At 62.0% G+C, this 16,926-nt stretch carries 15 protein-coding genes; 5 read left to right on the top strand and 10 right to left on the bottom strand.

The window, feature by feature from the left end:
- Window positions 1–36 precede the first annotated feature (36 nt).
- From HF916_RS34425 to HF916_RS34465, 9 genes are all read right to left on the bottom strand, one after another.
- Complete coding sequence (locus tag HF916_RS34425) at window positions 37–1,503, bottom strand: HlyD family type I secretion periplasmic adaptor subunit (protein WP_240975796.1); 1,467 nt, start codon at window positions 1,501–1,503, stop codon at window positions 37–39.
- The gene (locus HF916_RS34430) at window positions 1,428–3,152 is read right to left on the bottom strand and encodes a type I secretion system permease/ATPase (protein ID WP_168793277.1); all 1,725 of its coding nucleotides are present in this window, start codon (window positions 3,150–3,152) and stop codon (window positions 1,428–1,430) included. The genes HF916_RS34425 and HF916_RS34430 overlap by 76 nt, the downstream gene beginning before the upstream one ends.
- A 3-nt stretch (window positions 3,153–3,155) precedes the next feature.
- Window positions 3,156–4,553: a TolC family outer membrane protein gene (locus tag HF916_RS34435; protein ID WP_168793278.1), complete on the bottom strand. Its 1,398-nt coding sequence runs from the start codon at window positions 4,551–4,553 to the stop codon at window positions 3,156–3,158.
- Between the two features lie 541 nt (window positions 4,554–5,094).
- On the bottom strand, window positions 5,095–5,550 hold the full coding sequence (locus tag HF916_RS51120) for a c-type cytochrome (RefSeq protein ID WP_240975797.1): 456 nt from the start codon (window positions 5,548–5,550) through the stop codon (window positions 5,095–5,097).
- A 1-nt stretch (window position 5,551) separates the two neighbouring features.
- On the bottom strand, window positions 5,552–7,378 hold the full coding sequence (locus HF916_RS34445; RefSeq protein WP_168793279.1) for a hypothetical protein: 1,827 nt from the start codon (window positions 7,376–7,378) through the stop codon (window positions 5,552–5,554).
- 19 nt (window positions 7,379–7,397) lie between these two features.
- Entirely contained in the window at window positions 7,398–8,438 is a 1,041-nt protein-coding gene (locus HF916_RS34450) for a porin (protein WP_168793280.1), read from the bottom strand.
- A gap of 203 nt (window positions 8,439–8,641) precedes the next feature.
- On the bottom strand, window positions 8,642–9,667 hold the full coding sequence (locus HF916_RS34455) for a porin (protein ID WP_168793281.1): 1,026 nt from the start codon (window positions 9,665–9,667) through the stop codon (window positions 8,642–8,644).
- A gap of 79 nt (window positions 9,668–9,746) precedes the next feature.
- Complete coding sequence (locus HF916_RS34460; RefSeq protein WP_168793282.1) at window positions 9,747–10,691, bottom strand: 2-hydroxyacid dehydrogenase; 945 nt, start codon at window positions 10,689–10,691, stop codon at window positions 9,747–9,749.
- An 8-nt stretch (window positions 10,692–10,699) separates the two neighbouring features.
- The gene (locus HF916_RS34465; RefSeq protein WP_168793283.1) at window positions 10,700–11,128 is read right to left on the bottom strand and encodes a VOC family protein; all 429 of its coding nucleotides are present in this window, start codon (window positions 11,126–11,128) and stop codon (window positions 10,700–10,702) included.
- A 206-nt stretch (window positions 11,129–11,334) separates the two neighbouring features.
- Between HF916_RS34465 and HF916_RS34470 the strand changes: the two genes are divergently transcribed.
- Window positions 11,335–12,291 (top strand): alpha/beta hydrolase, encoded by a 957-nt coding sequence (locus tag HF916_RS34470; RefSeq protein ID WP_168793284.1) that lies wholly within the window; start codon window positions 11,335–11,337, stop codon window positions 12,289–12,291.
- Between the two features lie 50 nt (window positions 12,292–12,341).
- Window positions 12,342–13,289 carry a dihydrodipicolinate synthase family protein gene (locus HF916_RS34475; RefSeq protein ID WP_168793285.1) on the top strand — a complete coding sequence of 316 codons (948 nt, stop codon included), beginning with the start codon at window positions 12,342–12,344 and terminating at the stop codon, window positions 13,287–13,289.
- A gap of 44 nt (window positions 13,290–13,333) precedes the next feature.
- On the opposite strand, the gene HF916_RS34480 is transcribed toward HF916_RS34475, so the two are convergent.
- The gene (locus tag HF916_RS34480; protein WP_168793286.1) at window positions 13,334–13,993 is read right to left on the bottom strand and encodes a GntR family transcriptional regulator; all 660 of its coding nucleotides are present in this window, start codon (window positions 13,991–13,993) and stop codon (window positions 13,334–13,336) included.
- Between the two features lie 262 nt (window positions 13,994–14,255).
- Between HF916_RS34480 and HF916_RS34485 the strand changes: the two genes are divergently transcribed.
- The 3 genes from HF916_RS34485 to HF916_RS34495 all read left to right on the top strand — a co-directional run bounded on the left by HF916_RS34485 (window position 14,256) and on the right by HF916_RS34495 (window position 16,922).
- Complete coding sequence (locus HF916_RS34485) at window positions 14,256–15,176, top strand: fumarylacetoacetate hydrolase family protein (RefSeq protein WP_168793287.1); 921 nt, start codon at window positions 14,256–14,258, stop codon at window positions 15,174–15,176.
- A gap of 63 nt (window positions 15,177–15,239) precedes the next feature.
- Window positions 15,240–16,271, top strand: a complete 1,032-nt coding sequence (locus HF916_RS34490) for an ABC transporter substrate-binding protein (RefSeq protein WP_240975798.1) — start codon at window positions 15,240–15,242, stop codon at window positions 16,269–16,271.
- A gap of 45 nt (window positions 16,272–16,316) precedes the next feature.
- Entirely contained in the window at window positions 16,317–16,922 is a 606-nt protein-coding gene (locus HF916_RS34495) for a VOC family protein (protein WP_168793289.1), read from the top strand.
- Window positions 16,923–16,926 lie beyond the last annotated feature (4 nt).

The raw sequence follows: 16,926 nt of genomic DNA on the forward strand, positions 1-16,926 counted from the left end.
CATGATTAATTGAAAACCGAATTGGATGGAAATGGGTTAATCCCGCATGGACTTCTGAATCCCGTCCCAGAGCGGTTCGAACAGGTAATCCAACGCGCTGCGCGAGCGGGTCTTGATGAATACCTGCGCCCGCAAGCCTGGCCCAAGCACGATCGGCTCACGCGCCACGCTGTTCGCGTGTGCGATAACGTCCGCCGGGATTTCTATATGGGCCAGATAGAACGGTTGCCGTGTCTCCTTGTCATTGAGCGAGTCGGCAGAGAGGTAGGCGACCGTGCCTTCCAGCACAGGAGACGTCCTGGGGTTATAGGCGGTCAGCCGCACGTCAGCCTTGCGGCCAGGCAGAATTTCGCGCACGTTATCGGGCTTGACCTTCGCCTCAACAATTAACGGGGTGCCCGACGGCACCAGATCAAGAAGCGGCTCGCGCGGACCAACGGCCGCGCCAATGGTGTGCACCATGAGGCCTACGACTTCGCCGTCCACAGGTGCAACGATCCTGGTGCGCGCTTCGATATCCTGGGCCGGGCGTAGCTGATCGGTGACCTGCTGGATTTTCGCCGTCGTGTCCTTTAACTGCGTGTCGGCCGCCCTCACGTAGTCATTGCGCAGCGCGGTGATCTTCATATCGAGATCAGTCTGCTTCTGGCGGGCGCGAATCAATTCTGCCGTATCCGATTGCTGGCGTGACTTGTAATCCGCCGCAGCACGCCGCAGTTCCATCATCTTCGTTTCGGTCACGTAGCCGTCGCTGCGCAGCTGTTCGTTGACCTGAAGCTCCTGCTTCGAAATGCCGAGGCTTTCGTCACTGGTGCGTACAAGCGAGGTCACCATTGCAATCTCTTCACGCGTCTGCGCCGCCTGTTCCTGCAAGAGTCGCAACTGGTCGTCCAGCGTCTGGCGCTCCGAATCGAACAGTATCTGTTCGCGGTGCAATAGCGCAGCGATGGCCGGGTCCGACGAGCGGGCAGTCAACTCTGCGGAAAACGCGACAGAGCGCTTCATGTCGCGCTCTGCCTGGAGTCGTGCGGCCTTGGCCTGAGCGTCGGCAAGTTGCGCTTGCAGCACAGAGACCTCGGCGTCGGGTCGTACATTGTCGAGCTTGAGCAGCACCTGACCGGCTTTCACATAGTCGCCATCTTTCACAAGGATAGCCCTGACGATCCCGCCTTCCTGATGCATCACCGTCTTGCGCTCGCCGTCATCACGTACAACCCCATCTGCGACGACTGCGCCCGAGAGCGGCGCGAGCGCAGCCCAGACGCCCAGCGCACCGAACCCAAGAACAAGCGCAACGCACCCCGATGCAATAGCCGTTCGCGGCAGGTGCAAGGGTGCGAATGTCCCTTCTGGCTCGGGTGTCCGGCGGGGCTCAGACAGCGCGCCACGGATACGGGCATGCACCTTCTTCACGATAGTGCACACGTTCATGATGCTGCGATCTCCCGACGTTGTTCGTTGCCTGTCGCAGGGTCTGCCGTTCGGGCCTTCGAGCGAAGCCATGCCTCGACCTGTTCGCGTGTGCCGAAACACTCAGTCTGTCCGTTGCGCATCATCATCACGCGATCGGCGATCGAGAGCACTGCCTGCCTGTGAGTGACGACAACGACGGTTACGCCGTCCCGCTTTAGCTGAAGCAGGGCCGCGTTCAACCGGCGTTCGCCGTCTGCGTCGAGATTGGCGTTGGGTTCATCGAGCAGCACAAGGCGCGGGTCGCCGTAGAGTGCACGGGCCAGCGCAATCGCCTGGCGTTGACCACCTGATAGCGCTTCTCCTGACTCACCGATTTCCGTTTCATAGCCGTCCGGCAACCTGAGAACCATGTCGTGCACGCCCGCACGCTGCGCAGCAAGCACAATTGCTTCGGCCTGGTGATTCGCCGGGTCAGGATCGCGCGCAATGTTGCCCGCAACGCTGCCTGAGAAGAGTTCGACGTCCTGCGGCACGTAACCCAGATAGCGCCCGAGCCTGTCGCGCGGCCACTGTGCAATATCAGCGCCGTCAAGCCGCACGGTGCCCGACTGCGGCTCCCAGAGGCCGGCCAGAAGCCGCAGGAGTGTTGATTTGCCAGAGGCGCTGGAACCGACAATCACCAGCAACTGGCCAGGAGACAGCGAGAATTGAATGCCACGGAGCAGAAGGCGACCCTGCTGATCGTTAACGCGGCGACTGCTGAACGTGAGCGCTTCGACAGTCAGCTGGCCGGCCGGGCGAGGTAACTCGATAGCGCTCCGTCCGGGCATCCAGCGATGCAGCGCGTCCAGTCGCTCCCATCCCTGACGCACCTCGACAAACTGCTTCCAGCTTCCAAGCATCTGCTCGACCGGGGCCAGTGCCTTGCCCAGAAGAATGGTTGTGGCAAGCATGACTCCACCGGTTGCATATTGATTGATAACGAGCCATGCCCCCGCGCCCATCATCACGACCTGAATCGCCTGGCGCAGCGCCTTGCTGATATTCCTGTTCAGGGTTGACGCGTTGCCCACCTGCTCCTGCGCGTCAAGGTCCAGGCTACGTCGTGCTGCCCACGCGCCGATGACGGCGGCGTTCATGCCAAGTACTGTCACGATCTCCGCATTGCGGCCGATCTGCGCTGCGATCTGCTCAGTCTCGCGCTGACGCGTCGTGTAAGTGCGAACGCCTGCTCTTGTGAGTCGGTCATTCACGACGGTCAGACAGACGAGCAGGATTGCACTGACGATAGCGATCAGTCCAAGCGACCAGTGAAAAAGGAACATCAGCGCGAGGTAGACAAAGAGCCACGGCAAGTCCAGAAGGGCTATTACGCCCGTGCCGGAAAGGAAGGAACGCAGAGCGGCTACGTCCTGTGACGTAGCGAGATCAGGCCGGGGTGATCGTCTTGCGAGCGTCTCGACCCGGGCCGCCAGTGCCAGCCGGTCGAGACGGTCGGCCAACTGGCGGCCAAGATCAGCGAGCAGGAGACTCCGCACGACGTCAACAGCGAACATCATGAACAGGGCAATTGCCATGAAGATCACTAGCATGGCGAGCGTTTCCAGGCTGCGGCTTGGCAGGACGCGGTCGTAGACCTGAAGCATATACAGCGTGGGCGCCACCACCAGCAGATTGCTGGCAATGCCGAAAAGTGCGGCGAACAGCAGGTGCCGCCGTATTGCCTGATACATCGTCATGTTCTATTTCTGTGAGGGTGCGGCTCTGGACGCGTCCAGGCCGTCAAGTTGCGCGAGTGTCGATTCGTCGAGCTGCGCGACGCTCGCCTTCAGATGAAAAAACTGCATCAGCGCGTCGTAACGCGCCCTGGCAAGGTCGCGCCGCGTGCGAAAAAGTTTGTCCTCGGCGTCGAGCACGTTCGCATTGATCCGCACGCCTACGCGAAATCCTTTGCGGTCGGAATTCAGGGCAGTTTCGGCGGATTGCTGCGCGGTGTGTAGCGCGGCGATCTGCGCTAGTCCATCACGCACCCCGAGAAACGCCTGCTGGGCATCAAGTGCGGCCGAGCGGCGCGCATCCTCCAGATCGTCTTCGGCCTTATCCCGAAGCGCCAGGGCTTCGCGCTGTTTGCTCAACGTTGAAAGGCCATCGAACAGCGGAATGCTGATCTGGATACCAATCTCACCGGACGAAGCCCGATGGGCGCCGGTATAGAAGTTGGTCTGTCCGTTGATGAATGCGGCATTGCCGTTACTTGCGTTTCCAACTATCGACACGCTCGGCATATAGCCTGCATTCACCTTGCTAATTTCCCGCTTTGCGATCTCCAGCGCGATCTGCTGCTGCCTGACGTCAAGCCCCGACGTCTGCGCATCCGATTCCCACGTATCGGATGAACTGTCAGTAAATGCCGCCAGCGTGGCGTCTGCATCGACCGACCCAACCGCATCGATGGGATGACCGACTATCTTTTGCAGCGCGGCGTAGCGTCTTGCAACTTCGCCCTGCGCCTTGAGGAGATCGGCATGCGCGGAGTCGGAAGCCGCCCGCGCCTCGTCCATGTCAACGACTGTCGCTGCGCCCAGCGTAAAGCTTCGGGTGGTCAGTCCCAACTGTTCGTCGACCGAGCGCAGATGCTCCTGCGCCAGCAGAAAAGCATCTTTCGCTGCAAGCGCGTCAAAATACGCCTGTGCCACGCGAAGCAGAAGGTCCTGCTTCGCGCTGGCGAACGTGAAGCCCGCGCCGATGACCGAGAGCCGGCTTTCCTGATAGGCCTGCCAGTCGTCCCACCTGAATAACGACTGGTTGAACGACAGCGACGCCCCGACCGTGGAATAGGGAGCGGCGGCCTGTCCCGGTACATGGATAGCATTCCTGAAATCGGATTGGGTAATGCCAAGGTGTGGAAGCAGCGCGGCGCGCGCCTCGGGCTCTTTTTCGAGGCCCGCCCGATATGACGCTTCGGCGCTAGCAAACGTGGCATCGTGCGCCAGTGCGTCGTCAGCAAGCTGGGACAGACTGGCCGCATGCGCGGTCGCATGGAGCATGGAGAGCGCAAGCATTCCAGCGGAAAGCAACCGGTCGGTCTGACGCCGCGCGCCCGAGGGATAGGTATATACCCAGTCGTGACTCCATCTCATCGCTATCTTTTCCGCATCGGGTTCGGCAGTGCGGCCGCGGATTCGACCGCCCTCAATTCCCAGCGCTGTGTTGTTCGCCTTCCGGCCTGTGGAAAGTTTTGTGCACTACCCTGAAAGCTAAATTCTGGTGTCTACAAGAACACTGGGCAATCGAACACATCGATAGCGCAGTCGGATACCGCCGCTGAGTGCGTAGGAGATTTGGACGGATGCCGAGGGATATTTCAGCGCGATTGCGCCAGCGAGGAATTCGATGATGCAGGACGCATCTGTCAAATTTCGTCACAACGCTAGTGCGTCGCGCTGGTATGTGATCGAAGGGGTCTGCCGGTCCGCGAACAGGGGCACACCGATGGCGTCCTCCCACGCCAACCCACGCCGGTATGAAATGCAGTGGACCGGCACCTCACGCGCATGCAAAGAAAGTAGGTGCCGCCCCGGGCAGGGGCGACGCCAATAAACCACTAACAAATCAAGGAAAGGCCAACACCAAAAAAAAGTCACACACCCACAACCGCCAACCAAAACAAAAAAATAGCCACTACCGAACCCCCAAAACCCACTTGGCAAACCGCTCCGCCTCCTCAGCGGAAATAGCATTAGCCGGCATCCGCGCCCCCGTATTCCACTTCCCCGAACTCCCTTCCAGCATGCTCCTCTTCAGCTTGGCGACAGCATCCGGATCCCCACGATACCGTTCGGAGATAGCCCGAAAAGGCGGCCCGACCTTGGTCGTATCCATGGAGTGACAAGCGCGGCAAGTCTGCTCGCTAGCAGAAATAGACCCACCTGTAGCAATACCACCAGCAGGCGCCGCAGCCAAAGCACTCGCACAAATCAACCCCACCAAACCAACAACCAGGACACGTAAATTCACACCCACATCCCCATAAAAACCATAAAAGCCATAAAAACCAAAAAACCCCACCGACGAAAACCGCCGGCAGGGCAAAGCGCTCACCAAAAGACGTATCAACAGAGAAACATGAAGAATCAACTCACCGCGCCGGCCAAGGCTTACCCGGCACACCGATCACAGGCTTGCCGAGCAGCGGCGTCGACAACGCATAAGCCCCGTTCTCCGTGAAAGCCCAAATGATGTTCCGGTCGTACTCCGTATAAATCGCCAGCACACCCTTGCCCAAGGTATAGCCAGGCAGCTCACTCTCATCAGCCAGCGCCGGCACGAAATACCCCGCAATAGTCGGCTTGGCCGGATCGCGCACATCGAAAATCTGCACACCGGCGTTATAGAACGAATACGGAATCACCCCTTGCCGCGAGCCCCCCGGCTGCCCGGTCGCGTTCGAACGCTTCGGACCGAAGTTACCGCCGCGCTGGCAGAAACTCGTGAACGGCGCACCTTCGGGCGGCGTCGGCTGCGGCAGCTTCGCAGCAACCTTCAGATGCGAAGGATCGCGTGCGTCCACTACAAAGATGTCTTTGTACGGCTCGTAGCAGTCACGGTTCATCGGATAACCGCTGGTCAGCACGTAACCGGTGCGGTCGTATTGACTGACATCGGCGTTGTCGTATTCGGTGCCCGCGAAACTCGGCGCCGTGTTGACATTGCCGAGCACCTTCGGCCTGGCAGGATTCGACAGATCGAACGAGTAGAGACCCAGTCCGCCCATCGCGCCGAAGCCGATCTTGCCACCTTGTTCCAGCGGCTTCGGCAGGAAGATAGGAATACGCGAACCCATCCACGAAGTGCGATTGCCCGCGCGCGGATTCGTCAGATACGCCTGTTCGTGCGCCTCATTGCCGAGAATCTGTCCCGGCACCGAGATCTGCGAGACGAACTTCGGATCCGCCGGATCGGACATGTCCCACACCTGATAGCCAGGCGAATACAGATAGTTCGGGTATTCGGTCAAACCATAACTATCGTCCGGCGCGGCGGACAGGATCATGTATTTGCCACCGTAGTATTCCGGCGCATCGAGCGAGCCCGAACCCTGTTGCTGACCGATCGGCGCATCGGGGTGCTTGTAGTCGGTCGTGCGCGTCGCGATCAACTTCCATTGGCTCGGCAGCGGGCCGTCCATTTCGAAGACCTTGAAACCCTTGAGCGAGTTGTAGTGACGCTGCGCCTCGACCTTGTCCGGTTGCTCACTCTTGTCGGTCAGCAGACCGTAGCGGCCAATTTCGAACGAGGCAACTAGCACCGGCTTGCCGAGCTTCTTGCTCCACACGATGGTGGCGCCGCCCAGGTAGTCATGCACATTGTTCGGGTCGAAGTGTTCGGTCGGTCCTTTGGGTCCCCACGTGCCGCCCTGCGAAAACACGACCTTGCCGTTGGCGGGATCGGTGACGTCCATGATGCGCAGATAGTCGCGGTCATGAATGTAGAGGTAACGGTGTCCATCGAAGTCGGCGATATTGTTCCAGGCGTGGAAGGGCGAATCGACGAGCGGATAGAAGGCCAGCACTTTTACGTCCTTGGCGTAGCTCTTCTTGTCCCACGTGGTCATCTCGCCGGGGAAGTGCTGGCCTTGATGTACCTCGGGCGTCGCCTTCGGCCACACGAATTGCCCGGTCGCCGGGTCCATGCCGTAGTCGACGCCGGGCTTCACCGGAGCAGGGCGGCGATCGGGCGTCAGACGCAGCCACGCGGCCAGATAGGGGTCCTTGACATTCGGCGTGCCGGGCGTCACCTGCGCGCCCGACGCAGGCGTCGGCCCAGCAGCCGCGGCAGCCACGGCCGTCGCGCCAGAAGCCGCAGCCGGTTGGGCAGCTTCGCCACTTGCGCAAGCCGCGGCCGACATGAACGCCAACATTGCGCCTGTTGCGAGAGATGATTTCAGATTGCTTGTGCGAAGCATGGGCTTCCTCCTTTTTATATTAGAACGCGTGGCGAATACCGAACTGGAAACCGCTCGGATTCTGTCCACCGTTCGGATAGACCTGGAACGTCACCGGATAAGGCACGGGCACATCGTGCTGATGTTTGACGTGCGCGAAAGTGGCATACAGGTCGGTCCGTTTCGACAAACCGTAGAGGTAGCCGATCACGCCGCCGGTGGCACTGGAAATGCTGGTGTTGTTGTCATCGTGACGATGCACCACGCTCAGGTACACGCGATTGCGTCCGTCGATATTCCAGCGCGCGCCGATCTGCGCATCCCAACCCTGCGAGTTGAACGCGACGTAGGGCGGATACGCGTAATACCCGTTGTACGTGTGATAGATCAGCGTCGGCTCGAAGCCGCCGAACTTGTAGACGGCAGAGAAATAGTTGTCACGCGACGAGTGAATCTGCGAGGACTTGAAGATATCCCGCGTGTACTGCAACTCGCTGACCGCGCCGATGAAGATCGGCCCGTGCCGGTAGTCGATGCTGGTGCTGAGGAAGCGTCCCGCGCGCGTGCTGTCGCCCACGCCGGTGGTCGCCATGATCCGTCCGGTGAAGCCGTAGAAGGTCGGCGTCTTGTACTGGATCGCGTTGTCCACGCGGTACGACGCGTAAAAGAACTCCATGTTGTTGACCATACTGAAGTCCGCCGCCCAGCTCGGATCGGCGTAACCCGCGATCCAGTACGAAGGCGTGAACTGGCGGCCCATCGTGATTTCACCCCAGTTGCCTTTCAGGCCGACGAATGACTGGCGAAATTGCGCGGACTGCACGCCGGTGTTCGCGGAGAACATCGGTTCGATGGTGAACACGGCCTTGTTGCCGCCGCCCAGGTCTTCGACGCCGCTCAGGTTGAAGCGCGAGTTGTTCAGGCCGCCGCTCGACATGCGCGTTACGTTGCCGCCGGAACCGGAAGAAATCAGATGTTCGAGGTTCAGGTCGACATAGCCGGACAGCCAGACGCTCGACTGAGCATGTGCCCCGGCGCATGCGAGCATCAAGGCGCCTGACACGAGAGTCTTCTTTTTCATTCCATCTCCAAACAAATCGTCGTTCTTTTCGTGTTGTGAAGAGTGCTGTCGGCGCGCTCGACAGCCGCGGTTACGGCTTATTTATTCGTGTATACACAAACTAGTAAAAATTATACCCACGGCAAAATTTGGATTCCGAGCTTTATTTTTTTATACAAAACAACGTTTTGGTTATAGCGGGTTGACCCGAATGGCATCGCGCGTCAAAACAGATGCCGGATTCCAGCCGCGTAAGTCATCGCGGTGCCGTAGCCGGAGAGCCGGTCGTAGACGGTGAGCAGGTACAGATCGGTGCGTTTGGACAGGAAGTAGTCGAGGCCCGCGGAGCCCGTATTGCGGCCGGTGACGGCGTTCTTCGGCGCGCTGCGTCGCGTGTACGCCCATTCGGCAAGGGCGCTGAGCTGCGAGGTCAGCGGCACGGACAGGCCGGCTTCGAAGGTGTGCGCGCCGACATCGGTCGAGTCGGTGCGCAGTCCTTGCAGTGCGCCATACAGCTTGAAGAGCGAAAAGTCGTACGCGGCGCCGACGATGTACGCGTTCTGTGTCGGTGACGCGACACCCGCAACCACGCGCGTGCGTTGTACCGTCGCGACAGCGGTGAGCGAACCGCCGGCGTAGAGCGCGGAAAAAGCGGCGTTGTAAATCCCGTTCGCGCCCGCGACGCCGCCGGGCGCATACACGGCCGTGGCCGTCACGCCATTCAGATTGGGGCTGGTGTACTGAATGCCGTTGTTCCAGACGGTGTCGCCCGCCATTGCTCCGCCGTAGGATGCGGTGAACGTCTGCATGACGAGCGGCGAAAACAGGATCGACGCCTGGAACGGATTGGCGACCTGCTCGGCGAGGTAGAGCAGGTTGGTGTGCCGCCCAAGCGTCACGCGCCCGAACGGCCCGGCAATGCCGACGTACGAATTGCGTCCCCAGAAGGGATCGGCGGCGGTGCGGCCGAGGCCGCCGTTGGTCGGCTGAAAGAAGCTCTCGAGCACGGCGATCGCGCGGTAACCGGCACTGAGTTCTTCGTTGATGCGGATGCCCCAGTAGGGCGCCGTGAGCCCGGGGCTCTGTTCGGCGAGTGCGGCGGCCGGCCCGTTGCTGCGTTTGCTGCTGGCGATATCCAGCCCGACGAGCCCATACAGCGTGACTGACGTCTGCGCCTGCACGGCGCGTGAAGCGATGCCCCATGTGGCGGCGCAAATGAGCGCGAGCGCGCCCAACGATCGAACGTTCATAGCGAGTCCTTGTGAGCGATTGGGAACAGCGAAGACGGCGGAACGGGCGGGCGGCGGCAGGACGCCGCGCCGCCGCGTGTCAGGCAGTGCGCACCGCGAATTCGACGGGGGTGTGCGTGAAATGCTGGGACAGGCTGGCAATCAATGCGTCGCGTTGTGCCATCAGCGAGGCGGGTGAGCGGCCCGCGATGTGCGGCGTGACGAGCACATCGGGATGATCGAGCAGCGCGCGCGGCACCTCCGGTTCGTGCTCGATCACGTCGAGCCCCGCGCCGGCAATCGCGCGCTCCGCCAGCGAGTCGAGCAACGCCTGCGTGTCGAGCACCGAGCCGCGCGAGACGTTCACCAGGTAGCCGTGCGGCCCGAGCGCGTACAAGACGTCGCGATTGACCAGATGCTTCGTCGCCGGACCGCCGTTGCAGGCGATCACGAGAAAGTCGCTGGCAGCGGCGAGTTCCGTGAGCCGGCTGTAGTAGCGGCCCGGCGCGTCGGCATGCGGCCCGCGTGTGTGATAGCCGAGCGTCATGTCGAAACCCTGCGCGCGCGCCGCAATCAATCTGCCGATGCGGCCCATGCCGACAATCCCGAGACGCGCGCCCGTCAGCGTGGCACGCTCGCCGCGCGACGTGCGCCAGTTGCCGGCGCGTACCGCGTCGGTGAGCGGCGCATAGCCGCGCGCGAGTGCTAGCAGCAGACCGATGGCGTGATCGGCGACGGTCGCCGCATTCGCGCCAGGCGCATGCGTCACCACGATGCCGCGTCGCGCGGCCGCGGCGACATCGACGTTCTCGTAGCCCGCGCCGAACGCGCTGACGATCTCGAGCGCGGGCAGCGAAGCCATCCGCGCTTCAGACAAACCGGTCGAACCATTCGTCACTGCCGCGCGCACCGTCGTCAGGTCGACGCTGGCAGGCCACGTTTCAGGCCAACCGTCCGGCAGGTAATGCAGCGCGTAATCGCGCCGCAGCGCATCGAGCGTCGTGTCGGGCAACGGGATCAGCGCGAGCACGTGGGTGGCGCTCATGCGTGCGCTCACGATTGCGGATCGGCCGGTTTCGCGGCCGGTGCCACTTCCTTCACCGCGCCTTTCCAGCCGTTTTCGGTGATGTCGAACACGGTGCCGTCGGGCATGCGGTACTTCACTTCGTAGAACACGTTCGGGTCTTTCTCATGGCGTCCCGTCAAATAGGTGCCGCCCGCCGCGACCACGCGCGCCGCGGTGGCTTCCACGTTATCCACCCACATGCCGAAGTGAATCACGCCACGCACGTCCTTCAGACCGGCGTAGCCGGGCACGGTCTCGTCCTTGAAATTGAGGAGCGCCACGTTCATCGTGCCGTCCGTCATATAGATACCGCGCATCGCGTTGCCCGCGCGGCGCATGCCGAATGCCTGCTCGAAGAATTGCGCGGCTGCTTCCGGATCTTCGACCGAAAGTGCGATATGACGGAGCTTGTCCATGTGATGTCCTTGCGTTGTCCTGAAGGTGAATCGCCCGCGGGCGAGAAGAGGGTTGTCGTGACTGTGAATCAAGAGTGTTCGCAACTTCACCAGGTATACTACGTACGATAAATGTATACACAAAATAGATTTGATATACCAGAATGGTCCTCATGCGCTAGCCAGAGCCGGCCGCGCTGAATCGCTGCGACGCATGAGGACCACCGATGCACACCTTGCAGGAACCGTTGGGCAGTCTCTCCGCCACGCTCAGGCAGCGCTTTGCGCAGATCGGACCGGTGTGGGGACGCGACATCAACAGCCATCGCGATCTGGTGATCGACGCGTATTCGCCACTGGTGGCGGCGGCGCGCGATGCCGGCGAGTCGTTCGAGGCCGCGCGCGAGCTCGCTTACGGCAGCCACGAGCGGCAGCGTCTGGACGTGTTCGCATCGGAAGAAACTCGGCGCAAGGGCAATGCCGATGTGGTGCTGTTCGTCCACGGCGGCGCGTTTCTGCGCGGCAGCAAGAGCTTCAACGGACTCATCTACGACAACGTGTCGCGCTGGTTCGCCCGGCAAGGCTGCGTCGCGCTGAACGTGGAATACCGGCTTGCGCCTGACGCGCCGTATCCCGCGGGCGCCGATGATGTCGCCGCCGCGTTGGCGTGGGCACAGAAACACGTCGGTGAACTTGGTGGCAATCCGCAAAGGATCTTTCTGGTCGGCCATTCGGCGGGCGGTGCGCACGTCGCCACCTACCTATGCGATCCGCTCTTCAGCGAATTGCGCGGGAGCACGCCGCTCATCGCGGGCGCCGTGCTGATCAGCGCGCGGCTCGTGGCGGACGTGCACGCCGACAATCCCAACGCCGCCGGCGTGCGAGCCTATTTTGGCGCCGACGAAACACGCTACGCCGCACGTTCGCCGCTGACTCATGCGGCGCATTTCAACACGCCGCTGATGGTGGTCGTCGCCGAATACGAGAACCCTTATCTGGACGCCTACGGTGCGGCGTTTTTCGAGCGCGTGCTGACGGCGCGCCAGCGTGCCGACGACGCGGCCGCGCCATGCGCACCACGCTTCGTGCAGATGCTGCGGCACAACCACACCTCGGTGGTTGCGCATTTCGACTCGGGCGAGACCCTGTTAGGCGACGCGATGCTCGATTTTTTCGGTGCGTGAGCGCGCACGCCCGATCGCTTTCGTTCGCATCCCATATCAAGGAGCTCCGCATGGTCATCCACAGGCCGCCCGCTTTTGCGACCCCGCGCGCCTTCGCGCCGGTCATCACGCCGTTCACCAACGACTTGCGCATCGACGCGCCGCGCTTCGTCGCGTTCTGCCGCTGGCTGGTCGGGCAGGGCGCGGGCCTTGCGCTATTCGGCACCAACAGCGAGGCCAACTCGTTGGGTTTGACCGAGCGTCATGCGTTGCTGGATGACGTGATCGAGGCCGGCATCGATCCCGCGCAAATGTTGCCGGGCACAGGCTCGTGCGCGCTGCCCGACGCGATCGCGTTGACGCGCCATGCGTGCGAGGCCGGTTGCGCGGGCGCGCTAATGTTGCCACCGTTCTTCTACCAGGGCGTTAGCGACGACGGTCTCTTCGCGTACTACTCCGATGTGATCCAGGCGGTCGGTTCGGATCAGTTGCGCGTGCTGCTGTATCACATCCCGCAGTTCACCGGCGTGCCGATCACGCACACGCTGATCGAACGGCTGATCAGGGCGTATCCGCGAACGGTGGTGGGCATCAAGGACAGTTCGGGCGACTGGGCTAACACCGAGGCGATGCTGCGCAAGTTTCCCGGCTTCGCGGTGTTTCCCGCGTCCGAGGCTTTGCTCGGCAAAGCGCTGCCGCTCGGCGCCGCCGGCTGTATTTCAGCGACCGCGAATATTCAGCCGCAGGCGATCGCGAGTCTGCTGAGTGCGGCGACATTGGAAGAGCGGACGGTGTGGGAAGGCCGGGTGGCGACAGTGCGGCTGGCCGTACAGGCGCAACCGATGATCCCGGCGTTGAAGCATATCGTCGCGCACTTCGCGAACGACGAGGCGTGGACCCGCGTGCGTCCGCCGTTGACGCCGATGGACCCCGCGCAATCTGGCGCGCTATTGCAGCAGCTTCAGGCGTTGGATTTTTCGATGCCCGCGATGGCATCGCTCGGGACGGTGGCCGCGTGAGCACGCAGCACACCGAGGCGCACCGCACTGCGAGCGCCGCAACCTCAGGCGTTCGCGCGCTCCGTGCGCTGGCGCTTGAGCCGGCCGAGCACGACGATCGACAGCCGTGCGGTGTGATCGCGCATGGCGTTGTACGCGCGTTCCGGTTCGGAGTTGAGGATGGCGGACACGATCTCGCGATGCTCGTCGGTCGCCGCTTCGAAGCGCGACGGCGAAGCCGGCTGCGCGGCGCGAAAGCCCGCCAGACGCTGACGCTGCACCGCCATGATCTGCGCCAGCGATTTGCTTTGCGCGCCCTTGCAGATCAGTTCGTGGAATTCGCGATTGAGTGCGAAGTACTCCGTCTCGTCGCCGCGCGCGATCGCGGCGTTCATTTCGGTCTGCAGCTCTTCGAGCTGCTTCTTCTCGACGAGGCTCATGCGCTGCGCGCTCAAACGGCAGCACAGCGCTTCGAGTTCGCACATGGCCTCGAGCATGTCGGCGAGTTCGTCGATGCTGAATTGCGCGACCACCACGCCTTTGCGCGGCGTCAGCTCGACGAGGCCGCGCGCGGCCAGCTCGCGCAGCGCTTCGCGGATCGGCGTGCGCGACGCGTTGAAGCGTTCGGCGAGCGCCGCTTCTTCGAGCTTCTGGCCCGGTTCGAGCGCGCCGTCGATGATCTCGTCGCACAGCAGGCGGTAAATCTTGGAGGAGAGCGTGGTCATCGTCATGGTCGTGGGTTGAGCGAAACCGTGGGCAGGCGGCCCTCATTATGCGCCAGCGACCCAACCGCCTCAATCGCCACCGCGCATATCCGGCCTTTGCAAGCTCATGCAGTGTACGCGCGAACGTGTTCACGCCCCGATAAGTGTATACGAGGATGTAATAAAAAATACACTAATGACTGAATGTATACGAGCGTGTCAGTCCGGTTATTAAAAATCCTCGACAGCCGCAAATTCACCCCTACAAAAAGCGAGGCAAGACGTGACCTGGTTTGGTATCGCAACCTACGAATTGAATGGCCGCAGCGCCACTGGCCTGGCTGTCGACGGCAAACTGTACGACGCGCACGCCGCGTTGAAGCGTGTCGCCCCCGAGGCGCCGCTCGCGGATGTCGGCACGCTGATCGCCGGCTGGGAGACGGACGGCGCCGCCACTGTCGAACGGCTCGAACGGGCGGCGCGCGCGATCGAGTCGGGCACGCTGGAGCTCGCCGCGTTGCAAGGGCATACGCTATGCGTGCCGTTCCAGCCGCGGCGTATTTTCGCGGCCGCTTCGAACTATTACGAGCACGCGCGGGAAATGGGCACCGAACTCGCGCCGCGCGAGGAAAGCACACCGTACATGTTCATGAAAGCCGAGACGAGCGTAGTGCCCACGCTTGCCAACGTCGTGATTCCGCCGCATGCCGAGCGGGTCGACTGGGAAGTGGAACTGGCCGTGGTGATCGGCAAAACCGGCCGTCATATCGCCCAGCAGGACGCTTATGACTATATTGCCGGCTACACGATTCTGAACGACGTCAGCGCGCGCGACCTGAATCGCCGCACCGACTATCCGTTCAAACACGACTGGTTTCGTGGCAAGAGTTTCGATACCTTTGGTCCGCTCGGGCCGTGGTTCGTGCCGCGTGCGTGCATCGCCGAGCCGCAGAATCTGCGCATGCGTCTTTCGGTGAACGGCGAAATGATGCAGGACGGCAACACGTCCGGGATGATTTTCAACATCGCCGAGCAGATCGAATATTTATCGACGATCCTCACGCTGCAGCCCGGCGATCTGATCGCCACGGGCACGCCGACCGGCGTCGGCATGGGACGCGGCATTTATCTGAAGGCGGGCGACGTGATGGTCGCTTCCATCGACGGCATCGGTTCGATCGAGAATCCACTGGTCGCGGGCTGAGCGCCATCCATTGACTTTACTCATAGACGGGGACACGACATGTTGCAGCGGATACGACGCGCGGTGTCACAGCGAGTGTCGCGGCTGACGCGGCGCGCGGCGTTGAGCGCGGCCGCGCTGGCCGCCGCGACGCTCTTCACCAGAGGTCACGCGGCCGCTCAGGTGGCCGCTCAGGTGGCCGATAAGGTACGCGTCAATCTGGCGTGGCTGCCGCAGGGCAGCACCGGCGGCATTCTGCTCGCGCAGGCCAAGGGCTACTACCGCGAGGCGGGGCTCGATGTCAGCGTGATGCGCGGTTACGGCGGCCAACGCACCGTCAATGAAGTGGATGGCGGTCTGTTCGAGTTTGGCTACGGCGACCCCGTGAGCGTGATGCTGAACCGCGCGCACGGTGGTCATGCCGTGATGGTCGGCGCGATCAACACGCGCTGGCCCGGTGCGATGTGTTATCTGGAGCGGCCCGGTTTCAAGGTGAGTTCGCTGAAGGATCTCGCCGGCATGACGCTCGGTGGCGGTGGCGCGTCGCCGGTGCAGAACATCATGCCAGCCTGGTTGAAGCAGAACGGCATGGCGCCCGATGCGATCAAAACGGTGCGGCTCGATCCGGCGGTGATCAACACCGCGTTACTGCAGAAGCGCATCGACCTGTCCGAGTGCTGGGAAGGCGCGAGCCTGCCGGTGCAGGCCGCGCTGGCGAAGCGGGCAGGGCAGCAACTCGGCAAGGTGTATTACCGCGATTTCGGTCTGGATATGATGGGCAACGGCATCGTCACCACGGACACTTTCGTGGCCCAGCATCCGGACGTGGTCAAGCGCTTCGTGACCGCTACTTATCGCGGCTATGCGCTGATGCGCGAGCATCCACAGGAAGCCGCCGATGCGATCGCGGCGCAATATCCCGTGCTCGACAAGACGATCCTGTTGCAGCAGATCGTCGAGACCAACGGCCTGATCAGCGACGACCCCGCGCAGCACAAGACCGGATGGCTGCGGCCGGCACGCATGGAGGCTACCGCGGCCTTTGTGTCGCACGCGTTCGGCGTCGGCGCGAAGGTCAAGGCGGTCGACCTGTATACGAATCGGTTTGTGGAATGAAGCGCGGTCAAGACCGCAGCGAGTGCATGACAAAGGAGACAGGTAATGAACAGTTTGCGTCCGAAGCGGCTTGGACATATGGTGCTGATGGTGCGCGACATCCAGAAGTCCGCACGCTTTTACACGGAAGTGCTAGGCCTCAAAATATCCGACTGGATCGGCGATCAGATGGTGTTTCTGCGCGCCGGCAGCGATCACCACGATCTCGCGCTCGCGCAACTGCCGAAAGATTCCGCCGATTTCGACGACCTGCCGCGTTATTCGCGACCGGGACTCGAACACTTCTCGTATCTGATCGACAGCTATGAGGAAATGGAGCGCTCGGTAAAGGTATTGCAGGAGCATGGCGTGGAGATCGTGCGCGGCATCGGCCGGCATGGTCCGGGTAATAACCTGTTCCTCGTGTTCAAAGATCCGGACGGCAATAACGTCGAGGTGTACTGCGAGATGACGCAGATCGGCGAGCGCGACGAACATGAGCCGCAGGTGTGGGAGCGCACCATCGAATCGTTCGATCAGTATCGCTTCGAGCGCTTCGTGGTTTCGCCGCCGCCGCATCTGGTCGCGCAGAAGTCGGCGCAAACAGCGCAAGGCGACATGCAAACTACCGCTGAAGAAACAAAGAAATCCGATCCTTCCGCGCAAACATAATTCG

The sequence above is a fragment of the Paraburkholderia aromaticivorans genome, from assembly GCF_012689525.1.
Taxonomy (GTDB): Bacteria; Pseudomonadota; Gammaproteobacteria; order Burkholderiales; family Burkholderiaceae; genus Paraburkholderia; species Paraburkholderia aromaticivorans_A.